This window comes from Shewanella sp. FJAT-52076, assembly GCF_019457455.1.
Classification (GTDB): domain Bacteria; phylum Pseudomonadota; class Gammaproteobacteria; order Enterobacterales; family Shewanellaceae; genus Shewanella; species Shewanella zhangzhouensis.
The window spans coordinates 3,162,800-3,174,650 of sequence record NZ_CP080415.1 but is presented as its reverse complement, the minus strand read 5'-3'; the positions used below and the strand labels follow the sequence as shown (position 1 = coordinate 3,174,650).

The following is an 11,851-nucleotide window of genomic DNA, read 5'->3' as shown; positions in this document are numbered from 1 at the left end:
GGATCCCGGATAATGTCCAGACTCAAACCACTCGTTCGCACCCTTGGCCTGACTCTCAGTATCGGCCTGGTATTGGGGAGCACGGCCCATGCCCAAAGCCTTAAACTGACCAATTTCCAGCTGGTGGACGTGGAGCAAGGCCGCCTGGTGCAGGGTCAACAGCTGCTGATTGAAGATGGCCGCATTGTGCGTGTGGCGCCGGCGAATAAGCCACTGCAGGCCGACAGCACGCAAGACCTGGGCGGTCAGTATCTGTTGCCATCCTTGTGGGATATGCATGTGCACTTTGAGGGGCGTGAGCTGGTGGAGGATAACGCGCTGCTGCTCCCCCTTTATTTGGCCTATGGCATTACGGCGGTGCGGGAAGCCGCCAGCGACCTTGCCCCGGAGGTGATGGTATGGCGCCGGCAAATTGCTGATGGCGAGCGCCTTGGTCCGCGTATTTTTTCGGCAGGGCAAAAATTTGAGGGGATAGACTCCCTGTGGAACGGTGATATGGAGGTCGGTGACGAGGCGGCCATGGGGCGTGGCATGGAAAAGCTGACCGCCATGAAGGTGGATTTCATCAAGATAACCGAAAACACCATGACACCGGCGCTCTATCTTAAAACCGTGGCCGAAGCTCACAGTCGTGGGTTTCGGGTATCCAGCCACATTCCCTATGGGGTAAGTGTGGTCGATGCCGCACGCGCCGGGCTGTCGAGTATTGAACATGCCTCCTACGTGCTGCGTTTGGGGCACACTGACGAGGCAGCCATCGCGGCGGCCGTGAGAGACGGCACCCTGTCGGCCAAAGATGCCGCCGTCCGGTACCGGCAGGGATTCGAGCAGCACGTCGCCTCTGAGGGATATAAGATGCTGGCGGCCGAGGGCGTGGCCGTCACGCCCACCCTGATTGGTGGCTATCAGCTGGCGAATCTTGACACCAACAATCACAGTCAGGATGTGTTTCTGCGTTATCTGACCACGGCCTTCACCGACAAATACCGCTGGCGTATCGAGCGCATGGGCGAGCAAACGCCCGAGCAGTGGCGCGCTCGCAAGCAGCGCTATGAGGCCGAGGCGACTCAGCTGCGTTATCTGGACGCCGCCGGGGTAACGTTGCTTGCGGGCAGTGACTCTGCGGCGCTCAATACCTATGTGTATCCTGCCGAAGGGCTGCATACTGAATTGCAGCTGTGGCAAGAGGCGGGACTGAGCCCTGCGAGAATTTTGCGCGCTGCCACCCTCGATGGGGCCAAATTTATGGGGCTGGATAAAGACTACGGCAGTATCGCCGAGGGTAAGCGGGCGGATTTGTTGGTGCTAAAGGCCAACCCCCTGGCGGATATCAGCGCGACACTGGCAATCGACAGCCTGGTGCTGGGTGGGGAATATCATAACGAAGCTCAGCTCACGCGCTGGAAGGACAATGCCGCTGCGGCGGTGCAAATCCTCAACACCGGCCGCAAGGATATCTAGCCCTGCCAGTCGGCCCGCAGCATCTGCTGAAGCCGGCTTTGGGTGCGGCGAAATTCAAATCCCAGAGCCCCCTGACAATAAAGCTCGTCGAGGGGGACCTGGGTGTGTAAATACAGCAGCTTGCCCTGATCGTAAAACTCATCCACCAAGGCAATAAAGCGCCGCGCCGCATCATCCTGGGGGGCATAACTTAAGATGCGCTCGCCGGTAATTGTCGCTTCAACGCCATCTTCGGTCCCCCGGGCACGGATCCAGCCCCGGGGTTCGCCGCCGAGCCTTGGCACCTCACTGAGCACCAAGACCTCCAACTGCTCTGCCAGCGCCATATAGTCCAGCTGCGAGCGGGGACCATCACACAAGTCTTCAAAGCGGAACCAGGCAATGCCCGAAGCCGTGCGTTTGGCATGAATAGGGCGCCCCAGTACCTGCATCTCAACGTTGCAGCATGCATCAGGGCCGAAGAGTGCATCGAAATCAGCCTCGCCGCCACACAGCCAGCGCTGCAGCCCGGGGTTTGCCGATTCTGCATTGAGTCGATGATCCACGCTGCCGTTTAAGTGAATGGACTCCAGCTGTTGCTGCAAGAGCGCGATGGCAGGCAGAAACCTGTCCCGCTGCAGGCCGTTTTCATACAGCCTGTGGATTGGCGTGTTGGAGGTGGCAACCAGCATAACGCCCTCATCAAACAGGGCCTCGCACAAGCGCCCCAAAATAATGGCATCACCTATGTCCGAGACAAAAAACTCATCAAAACAGAGAACGCGGCAGTCCTTTGCCAGCTGAAGCGCCAGATGTCTCAGTGGGTCGCGTATACCGGTGAGTTGGTTTAATTGCCGGTGAATCCGGGCCATAAAGTGATGGAAGTGCAGCCGCAGGTTGGGGATATTCCCGAGGGAGGCATGGAAGAGGTCCATGAGTAAGGTCTTGCCCCGGCCCACATCCCCCCAGAGGTAAAGCCCTTTAATGCCAGTTTGCTCTTGAAGTGACTCGAATCTCAGTTGCAAGGCGGCCAGCGCCGCCAGCTGCGCCGGGTCTTGGTGCAGCCGGGATGTTTGGCACAGCCGGTGGTAAGCTTCACTGGGCGATGAAAAATCAGGGATTTGGCGAGTGTCTGGCATACAGCTAGGTCGGAGAGGCACAAAGAGTGGCAGTATATCAGCCCGGTTGCCGCCCTGTCGCAGTCCTTGGCGTACCGGTGAGGATAACCTATGCTGTGGCCCATTTCGCCTGTCTGAACCGGTAAATCGAATAAGGAAATCAAGATGACAAGCACAAGCGCACCCGTGGGCCTGGGTGATGACCACTACCAATTGGGTGTCTGTATCGCCAATCGCCCACCCTTTATGGGGCTGGCTGAGCTTGCCAACTGCCGCACGCTGGTGAGCGGCGAAATCAAAGCCATAGGCGATGCCTGCGGCAATGGCTGGCGCAAGGTGTTTAACGTGTATGCCAAGTTAATGTGGGCCATGGCCGCCGATGAGCTGATTAAAAAGGCGCTGCCAGCGGTTGCGACCGTGAGCCAATTTGATAGCTGGCAAGCGTATCGGGATGCAATGCTGCTGCAACCAAACTGCGGTACGGCGCTGCTGTTCTCATCACCCCTTGAAGCTCGCCCCGGTCCGCTGTATCTGGTCATGGGGAAAGGTTACGGCACTGCTTTCAGCGACAGGGAAAATGGTGGATTACAACTCGAGTGGCTCAGCGAGCGATTTGCCATAGACCGTCATCGCCGTCTTATCGTCTGTCCTTATTTCGATTATCGGCAACTGAGTAATCAGCGCATCGATGAGCTGGTGGTGCTGATACGACGCTTTTGTCAGTAATGCGTATGGCTGCGCTAAATATTCAGGCTCAGATGTGCCAGTATCGCTTCTTAATGAGATAACGTTACTGAATGGGAAGCGACGCGGCTGTGAAAGGAGAGCGTATGATAAAACCTCAATACGGAATGGCGGTGTTATTGGCAGCCTTGTGCCTGGTAGGGTGCGAGAATGGTCACTGGGTTGAGTCCACGCCTGCCAAAGAGGTGAATCAACCTCAGCTCCCCGAGCAGGACGGTATGGTGAAGGACAATGAGCGCATTCTCGATGAGGCCCGCCGCGATGGCAGGCTCAACCAGTAGCCCCGATAGTTCTATTCAACCAAAGAGGGTTGCTTGAACGCCTGATGGGAGCCTGTACGCTTACTGCCTGCCTGCTCGATTTTTTGTCTCCTTACCCTGTGGCCCCGTACCCAGTGCCAGCAGAATACGCCCATCAGGGATAATCCCAGTCCTGAGTGGGCAAGGCTTGCTGCCAACTGCGCCGACTCTGTGCTCAGGTAATAAAGCCCAACACCTGTCAGCATCAACAGCATCATGGACAGTGCCATAAAGAGCCCACTGACATGGTTTTCCTTTTTACGCCAGCCAGCGCGCATATGCACTTGCCACAGCGCGCCGAGCAGCATCAGCAGCACAGCCGCGCTGAGTGCGTGTGAGCTCACCAGTGGCAAGCGCCATTGGCCATTGAGCGCCATGGGCAGTTCCCATTCCAGTTTAAATTCCAGCACCCAGGGATACATGGCAAACCCAGTGGCGGCGCAAAGCGTCATCGACAGAATAAGCAGGTAAAAAAACCAGTCAGGATATCCGTTTAAACGTTTCATCAGTCTCTTGTCTCAGAGTTTGGTGCCAGGGCTTGGGGTAAGGGACGGAAGATGTCCGCCGAGGCGAGTCATTATATCCGGGGTGGCAGACGCCAGCACCTTGGTAAGCGCGTCGGCGCGCCAGGCAAAAGGGGCGATAACAGATAGTAGGGACTCGGTCTGCGGGGAATTAGCCGGGTGCGCATCCTGGCAAATGATAAGCGAGGGGAAGCGCGCATCCGGGGCTCCGCCGAGTCTTGAGCTTGCCAGTGCAGCATTCTTAAGCCACAGGGTATCGGTAAAGCCCTGGCTGTTTCTCAGCTGTACCTTAATGGCCTGGTCCCCGAATACCTTAAGATCGCCCCCGGCATTGACCGAGCCTGCGCGTACCCCAAAGCGTTTAAGGCAGCTTACTGCCATATCCACCGCGTAGCCCTTGGCAATGCCATCCAGGGTAACCAGCACCGGCCGTTTAAGCCTGACCCGGGTACCTTTTATCTCTATATCATCCCAACTGCCACTGGGTAAAAAATCGGCCCCGGTATGACGGGGCAGTGCTCCGGCTATGACCAGAGCGCCGCCCAGGGTGACATTGAAGCGGTTATCGCTTAGCCTGCCCAGCGCTTTGGCGAGCCTGAGTATCCTGGCGCCATGCCTGCCTATGTCGGTCCATTGCATCGGGCGGGCGTTGAGGGCCGAAAGTGCACTCATCGGCCGATGAAACGAAAGACTCGAGTCTATCTCGCCCATCAGCCCAAAGGCGGCAGTCATGGCCGCCTTTACATCGGCATTGCCGGGGTCAGAGACCCTGATGTCCGTCAGCGTGCCCAGCATGGGTTTGGCGCGGCGCAGCACTCAGGACTCGCGGGCCAGGAAAAGCTCGTGGATGGTCAGCAGTCTTTTGACACCATCAAGCAGATTACGGCAACTCAGGGTAGCGCCGCTGATATTGGGCACATCTTCATCGAGCTTGAAGGGGTCTTTCAGGCTTTTGCCTTTGAAGTTGGCGCGCCAACTTTCGTCTCTTACTTCTGCGCCATGGGTTTCGCGGTAGCTCAGCACTTCTATGCCCATGACTTCGCCGTCGGCGCTGATGGCGGCGGCGTAGGTAATGTATTCGTGCTTGCCTATAACGTCATCGACCATAAACCAGCCTTGTAACTGACCGTCTTTTTCTACCCGCCAAATGGGCTGGTGGTCCTGACGTTGTCTGGTGCCGGCATGGGATTTGATAGCGCTGCGTGCACCGCTGTCAAACAGGGTAGGGCGCTCGATAAAGCTACTCGCGGAGGGAAACAGTAACTGCTGCGCCTGAGGGATGCTCAGGTAATCGGCGGCCACGGCAGGTGCCGCCACAAAAGCCATGGGGATAAACCAGAGGCTGTTGCTTAACAGGGAGTCAGACATTGTGATTCTCCAAAAGGGGCGTCGACGGACGCCCCATCCTGCAATCAGAAGTTGTAGGCAATCTTAAAGCGCCATTCCTGCTCTGTTTTTTCAATCAGATGCAGGTCGGTATCCTGGCCGTCGAACTGTTCACCACCACCGGCAAGCTGCGGCAGCCAGGTCAGAGTTGCCCACCAGTTGGCGCTGCCGTAATGCAGTGAAGGACCGGCGAACCATGACCAGCGTTCCTGACCTACTTCGGTTTCAAATTCGGTTTCGTAGAGTACTTCGGCACTGACAAACCAGTTGGGGGCGAAACGATAGCTCAGGCCGGTACCGAATTTCAGCTCGATCTCCATTTCCGGAACGGTTGGCCAGTCAAAATCTTCCGGCAGATTATCGATGGGAGCGCGGTCGGCGTAGGTGGTTTCCACGCCCATGTTACCCAGCCAAACCAGCTCACCTTCCATAAAGTACTTTTGTGTTTGCAGGCCCAGTTCCAGCGACAGTGTGTCTTTGTCGTAGCCCGAGTGCTTGTCAATCCAGTCGTAGTCTAAAGACAGGCTGGCCTGCAGACCCAAGTCGTCTTTGGCGGGACTGAGGAACATGTAAGCCATCCCCAATTCAACGCCTGAGGCTTTGAACCCTATATCCTTGGCACCCGGCAGATAGCCATCAATTGACAGGCCATCGGTATCCAGTGACATAAATTTGGCCGATACCGATGAAGAAAATTTGTTGGAAACCCCGTATTCGTATTCGGTCTCGAAGTCGATGCCCTGATACGAGCCCACGCTCTTGCCGTCACGTACTGTGACTTTTTGGTACAGCTCAGAGGCACCTTCAGGCAAAGCTTCGGCGCCCTTGAGGTAACCGAAGAGATCTTCACCGGCAATGCTGTGCTGGCTCAGAGTCGCGGCACACAGGCCAAGAGCGCACAGGCCCAGACGTTTCTTGTTCATGTAAATTCCCATCTTGAAATGATTGATATCCGATCGGGTGGGTATTTTAGTGAGTTGTAATGCATATGAAAATAGTTCGTATTACAGTTTGATCTGGTTTTTAATATATCCACATGAAATATAAAGAAAATAAATTTTAAGATTATTTTAACAATACTCGGCTAGCAGAGAGGGCTCACTATCTTGGCGCGGCGAGATGATTGCGTACTGCTTGTTGGTGGGACGGAATCAATAACATCTCGCTCTGCTATCGATGCGAAAGCCTGAATGGGGCGGACTGTTTCAATCAGCGATTTTTATGCGTGCTGGATGAGTCAAAGCCAATAAAAAGCGCCACCCGGGGTGGCGCCTCTTTAGTTGCGGTAGTATAGCTTCAGCCCCTGGTATCAGCCGGTCTGTTTGCTGTTGTCCTGCATCTTTTTATCATACAGCTCGAACGGGAATTGATTTCTCAGCCTCTGCGCCAGATTATCCGCCACGTTGGCCGAAATGTGCAGACGGACGTCGCCGAGGCGCTCGGCACGTATGGTACAGGTGAGCTTTTCTGCCTTGGCCAGGTTTCGGCACTCGCGCTCAAATTTTTCCGGAATTTTTCCCTTGTGGCTGGTCATGCGGCCTTCCTTGAAATGCATTTCAAACAGCGACAGACCTTTTTTACCACCAAAGATGAGTCGGTAGATGATGTAAACACCAACAGCGATAAAAAGCAGTTTCAACAGGTTAGCTAACATAAAAATTCCCCGGTGTTTTTTTGATAAAGATACGCCTTAACTTTTTATAAAAAAAGTGCACGAGGTCTCATTTGCAAACTTGAGATATGGTGTGCAAGGTTTATGATTCAAGACAGGAACTCCACTCACGTTAAGGATGACGCCATGCCCCTTACCAACGCTAAATCCTGGTCGCAGATGTGTGACAAGCAAGCCCGTATGATAGAAAACATGCGCAGCCATTTTCCTGAGCGACATCAGTCATTGACCGAGCTTGGCCGATATTGGCGTGAGCTGAAGCGTCAAATCGACTGTGGTGATGTGCCGCAGGTGCACCAGATTAAATAAAAAAAACCGCCCTATCGGGCGGTTTTTGTTTGGGAGGGAAGGGAGAAAGACCTGGGATCAGAAGGCGTAGCTTACGCTGGCAAGCACAGTGCCCTCGGTGTTGAACAGATCATCTGTAATCTCTACATCGTCATCCAGGTTGGTATCGAGCCATGCCAGAGACAGGCCAAAACCGGCCACTTCGGTAGAGACACCGATGGAGTAGTCAACAAAGGAGTCGCCGAAGCCGAAATCTTCATCTTCAATCGCATCACCGAAGTTGTTACCTATGTGCAGGTCCAGGCTCCAGTTTTCAGCAAACTCCCAGCTGTAGTTCAACTCCAGATAATGGTAGTCGTAGTCTGAACCGCTGTAGTCGTTGGTGTACCAATAGGCGGCGCGGAAACCGTGGAAATCGGCGCCTACTGTACCTTCGAAGTAATCGTAATCGCTGGTTTCACCGAAATAGTTGTAGCGATAGATGGTGACGTCGAACGACAGGTCATCGCTGACTTCATGGTAGTAACCGGCATAGATGTCCAATTCAATATTGGTGTCATCATCTTCACCGAAGTCCACGTTACTGGCCCAGGCGCCTACGAAGAAGCCTGAGTCGGTGGCGTAATCAATGCCTGCAGAAACCTGGAAACCACTGTCGGTTTGCGATACGCCACGGAAGCGGTAATCGTTGGCCACCCCAACTTCACCGGTCAGTTCACCGGCGTTGGCCAAAGGGGACAGCAGCGCACCTGTCAGAAGGATCCCGGTCAGCTTAGCAAGCTTGTTTTTATTGAAATATTTATCCACGCTTGATTCTCCATTTTACTTTTGTTGACAGTGACGACGTCAATTCGCACGTTCACATTTATTGCCAAACATCAGCACTTGGCTGTGACCTCATGGCGGGTTTACCTGTTAGCTTTGCTCAAAAATCACATAGATCTTGCGGCAATGTTCAACCACCTCCCATGTGCCTTTAAAACCGGCGGGGATAACGAACTTGTCTCCAGCTTCCACGGTCAGGCTGTTACCTTCGCTGTCGCAGATAATGCTGGACCCTTCGAGAATGTCACAAAATTCGTGTTCAGTATAGTTGACATTCCATTTGCCGCCATCACTCTGCCAAACCCCGGCGTGAAACTGGCCACAGGGGCTGGAATAGTGGTTGGTTAACGACTGCAACGGATTACCCTCAAGGCGTTTTTCCTCGGGAAGAAAATACTGTTCTATTTGGGCGCCTGATGTTGAAAATCGCGTTATATCAGATATTTTTGAAGTCATCTTCACTCCGAAGGGGGCACCTTGGTGCCCCGCATCTGCTTACTTCATGGTAGGCATTACAAACTCAGCGGCCAGCTGTTTTCCCTGTGGCCAGCGCGCGGTAATCGCCTTGCGCTTGGTATAAAAGCGCACGCCATCCGGGCCGTGCATGTGCAGAGGACCGAACAGTGAGCGTTTCCAGCCACCAAAACTGTGGAAGGCCATTGGCACAGGAATGGGCACGTTGACACCCACCATGCCCACCTGTACGTGATGACAGAAGTGGCGGGCAGCCTCACCACTCTGGGTGAAGATGGCGGTACCGTTACCAAACTCGTGGTCATTGATGAGTTGGAGGGCGCTGTTGTAGTCGGGCACCCGCACTATGCTGAGCACTGGGCCAAAGATTTCTTCTTTATAAATGCTCATTTGTGGCGTGACGTGATCGAACAGGCAGGCACCCAGGAAATAACCATTGGCCTTGTCTTCCATCGACAGCTCACGACCATCAACCAGCAGCCTGGCGCCTTCACGGACCCCGGCTTCCACGTAGCTTGAGACCTTGTCCAGATGCTGGGCCGAAATCAATGGGCCCATTTCCATGTCGGGGGTCAGCCCGTTGCCTACTTTGAGTGCCGCAATCTTGGGCAGCAGTTTTTCCACCAGGGCATCACCGGCATCACCTACGGCCAGTACCACAGAAATAGCCATACAGCGTTCACCGGCCGAGCCATAGGCAGCGCCCATCAGTGCGTTGACCGCCTGATCCAGATCGGCATCCGGCATCAGCAGCATATGGTTTTTGGCCCCGCCGAGAGCCTGGACCCGTTTGCCGTGGGCAGAAGCCGTGGCATAGATGTATTCGGCAATGGGGGTGGAGCCCACGAAGCTAACGGCCTGAATGTCTTTGTGGGTCAACAGGGTATCTACGGCTTCTTTATCGCCGTTCACCACGTTGAACACGCCATCGGGCAAACCGGCTTCTTTGAGCAGCTCGGCAATGCGCATCACAGAGCTTGGGTCTTTTTCCGAAGGCTTCATGATGAAGGTGTTACCGCAGGCGATGGCGATGGGGAACATCCACATGGGCACCATCACCGGGAAGTTAAAAGGCGCAATACCGGCTACCACGCCCAGCGGCTGATTTACCGCCCAGGCATCCACACCTGTGCCGACCTGAGCCGTGTGCTCTCCCTTAAGCAAATGAGGGATACCGCAGGCAAATTCCACCACTTCGAGACCGCGGATAAGTTCGCCCTTGGCATCGTCCAGCACCTTACCGTGCTCGCGGGTAATAAGCTGCGCCAGCTCGTCCATATTGGCTTCAACCAGCGCTTTGAATTTGAAAAGAATACGGGCGCGGTTTAAGGGGGTCATCTGCGACCAGCTCTCAAATGCGGCCTTGGCTACGGCGATGGCTTCGCCGACTTCCTGTGTGCTTGCCAGCGAGACCTGGGCGCGTGCCTCACCGGTGGCAGGTTCAAAAACAGTCTGGGTGCGGGCACTGGGGGCCGTGTGCTGGCCGTTTACAAAATGAGTAATGCTTTGCATGGATATCTTTGGCTACCTGTTAATTCTGTGCTGACAAAGGGTCATCCAACGGCGCGAATGGCATCGCCGAGGGTGTTAATTATCTGGTCGATGTGCTGCTTTTCCACGATGAGTGGTGGAGACATGGCGATGATGTCGCCGGTCACGCGCACCAGGGTGCCGTTTCTGAAGCAGCGCTCGAACACCTTGTAACCCCGGCGTCCCGGGCCTTCATCGTTGGGGGACAGTTGCACCCCGGCAACCAAACCTGTGTTGCGGATATCAATCACATTCGGCAGGTCTCTTAGACTGTGCACAGCATCTTCCCAGTAGCCTTCAAGCTCTTTGGTACGCTCAAACAGTTTTTCTTCCTGGTAGATATCCAGGGTGGCCAGTGCAGCGGCCGCAGCCACCGGATGACCGGAATAGGTGTAACCGTGGAAAAATTCAATGAGCTCTTCCGGGCCAGTCATGCAGGCATCGTGCACATCCTGGCTTACGAACACAGCGCCCATGGGAATGGCACCATTGTTAAGTGCCTTGGCGGTGGTCATCAAATCGGGCACAACGCCCCAGCGCTGGCTGGCAAAGGCGTCACCAACACGGCCAAAACCTGTGATGACTTCATCAAAAATCAGCAGGATGCCATGTTTCCTGGTGATATCGCGCAGACGCTTGAGGTAACCCTGAGGCGGTAAGATCACGCCAGCGGAGCCGGACATGGGCTCAACGATAACGGCGGCGATGTTTTCAGCACCGTGGAGGGTAATGAGTTGTTCCAGCACCTCGGCTTTTTCGAGGCCATGGGCGGGAAATCCGCGGGAAAAGGCATTGTTGGCGATGTCCAGCGTATGGGGCAGGTGGTCGACGCCCTGCAGCAATTGCTGGCTGAAAGTGCGGCGGTTGTTACCGATGCCGCCCACGGAGATGCCACCGAAACCGACACCGTGATAGCCCAGTTCACGGCCAATAAAGCGGGTACGGGTAGGTTGACCATTGGCCCTGTGGTAGGCCAGCGCCATTTTCAGCGCGGTGTCGACAGATTCACTGCCCGAGTTGGTAAAGAAGATACGGTTAAGTCCCGCCGGTGCTATGTCGGCAAGGCGGCTGGCCAGTTCGAATGCCAGTGGATGACCCATTTGAAATGACGGGGCGTAATCCAGTTCCCGAATTTGGTGGCTGACGGCTTCACTGATTTTCTTTCTGCCGTGGCCGGCGTTACAACACCAAAGGCCTGCGGTTGAATCGAGTACCGGATTGCCATCAACATCTTTGTAAAACATACCCTCTGCGCTGGCCAGCAATCGTGGGCTGGCTTTGAACTGGCGGTTCGCGGTGAACGGCATCCAGTAGTGCTCAAGGGACGGTGTGTCTTGTCCTGTAGTTGCGTTGAAGTCGACCATACATTATTTACCTTGATCCTATCGGTTGTTTGAGTTTTTAAGGTGGTTAATATTCGCTATGCTATGTCAGAAATAATGAACATGGAATACCTTTGTGCATTTATTTGTGGCAAAAAAGTGCAAATTGTAAAAAATATTGAAATGCTCATGGCCTGAGCGTAATCTGAGCCCAGTGTCCGTTTTCGGG

At 54.7% G+C, this 11,851-nt stretch carries 14 protein-coding genes; 4 read left to right on the top strand and 10 right to left on the bottom strand.

Annotated elements, in window-relative coordinates:
* Window positions 1-12: 12 nt before the first annotated feature.
* Entirely contained in the window at window positions 13-1,461 is a 1,449-nt protein-coding gene (locus K0H79_RS13945) for an amidohydrolase family protein (protein ID WP_220076206.1), read from the top strand.
* Here K0H79_RS13945 and zapE read toward each other — a convergent pair.
* A complete protein-coding gene (gene zapE, locus K0H79_RS13940) occupies window positions 1,458-2,579 on the bottom strand; it encodes a cell division protein ZapE (protein ID WP_220076205.1) in 1,122 nt (373 codons plus the stop codon). The genes K0H79_RS13945 and zapE overlap by 4 nt on opposite strands.
* Before the next feature lie 144 nt (window positions 2,580-2,723).
* Here zapE and K0H79_RS13935 point away from each other — a divergent pair, with 144 nt between their 5' ends.
* Window positions 2,724-3,284, top strand: a complete 561-nt coding sequence (locus K0H79_RS13935) for a DUF6942 family protein (RefSeq protein WP_220076204.1) — start codon at window positions 2,724-2,726, stop codon at window positions 3,282-3,284.
* A gap of 104 nt (window positions 3,285-3,388) precedes the next feature.
* On the top strand, window positions 3,389-3,583 hold the full coding sequence (locus K0H79_RS13930; protein ID WP_220076203.1) for a hypothetical protein: 195 nt from the start codon (window positions 3,389-3,391) through the stop codon (window positions 3,581-3,583).
* Window positions 3,584-3,594: 11 nt separating this feature from the next.
* On the opposite strand, the gene K0H79_RS13925 is transcribed toward K0H79_RS13930, so the two are convergent.
* From K0H79_RS13925 to K0H79_RS13905, 5 genes are all read right to left on the bottom strand, one after another.
* Window positions 3,595-4,107 carry a hypothetical protein gene (locus K0H79_RS13925; protein WP_220076202.1) on the bottom strand — a complete coding sequence of 171 codons (513 nt, stop codon included), beginning with the start codon at window positions 4,105-4,107 and terminating at the stop codon, window positions 3,595-3,597.
* A gap of 12 nt (window positions 4,108-4,119) precedes the next feature.
* Window positions 4,120-4,941: an FAD:protein FMN transferase gene (locus tag K0H79_RS13920; RefSeq protein ID WP_220076201.1), complete on the bottom strand. Its 822-nt coding sequence runs from the start codon at window positions 4,939-4,941 to the stop codon at window positions 4,120-4,122.
* Window positions 4,942-5,493 (bottom strand): FMN-binding protein, encoded by a 552-nt coding sequence (locus K0H79_RS13915; RefSeq protein ID WP_220076200.1) that lies wholly within the window; start codon window positions 5,491-5,493, stop codon window positions 4,942-4,944.
* A 44-nt stretch (window positions 5,494-5,537) separates the two neighbouring features.
* Window positions 5,538-6,434 (bottom strand): DUF6662 family protein, encoded by an 897-nt coding sequence (locus tag K0H79_RS13910; protein ID WP_220076199.1) that lies wholly within the window; start codon window positions 6,432-6,434, stop codon window positions 5,538-5,540.
* Between the two features lie 386 nt (window positions 6,435-6,820).
* Window positions 6,821-7,165, bottom strand: coding sequence for a DUF3634 family protein (locus tag K0H79_RS13905; RefSeq protein WP_220065325.1), 345 nt, complete (start codon window positions 7,163-7,165; stop codon window positions 6,821-6,823).
* A gap of 144 nt (window positions 7,166-7,309) precedes the next feature.
* Here K0H79_RS13905 and K0H79_RS13900 point away from each other — a divergent pair, with 144 nt between their 5' ends.
* Complete coding sequence (locus K0H79_RS13900) at window positions 7,310-7,492, top strand: hypothetical protein (protein WP_220076198.1); 183 nt, start codon at window positions 7,310-7,312, stop codon at window positions 7,490-7,492.
* Between the two features lie 57 nt (window positions 7,493-7,549).
* Here the strand turns inward: K0H79_RS13900 and K0H79_RS13895 are convergent, their stop codons facing one another.
* The 4 genes from K0H79_RS13895 to K0H79_RS13880 all read right to left on the bottom strand — a co-directional run bounded on the left by K0H79_RS13895 (window position 7,550) and on the right by K0H79_RS13880 (window position 11,664).
* On the bottom strand, window positions 7,550-8,278 hold the full coding sequence (locus K0H79_RS13895; protein WP_220065323.1) for a TorF family putative porin: 729 nt from the start codon (window positions 8,276-8,278) through the stop codon (window positions 7,550-7,552).
* A 108-nt stretch (window positions 8,279-8,386) separates the two neighbouring features.
* Window positions 8,387-8,752, bottom strand: coding sequence for a cupin domain-containing protein (locus tag K0H79_RS13890; protein WP_220076197.1), 366 nt, complete (start codon window positions 8,750-8,752; stop codon window positions 8,387-8,389).
* Between the two features lie 39 nt (window positions 8,753-8,791).
* Window positions 8,792-10,282 (bottom strand): CoA-acylating methylmalonate-semialdehyde dehydrogenase, encoded by a 1,491-nt coding sequence (locus K0H79_RS13885; protein WP_220076196.1) that lies wholly within the window; start codon window positions 10,280-10,282, stop codon window positions 8,792-8,794.
* A 41-nt stretch (window positions 10,283-10,323) separates the two neighbouring features.
* Window positions 10,324-11,664, bottom strand: a complete 1,341-nt coding sequence (locus tag K0H79_RS13880; RefSeq protein ID WP_220076195.1) for an aspartate aminotransferase family protein — start codon at window positions 11,662-11,664, stop codon at window positions 10,324-10,326.
* Window positions 11,665-11,851 lie beyond the last annotated feature (187 nt).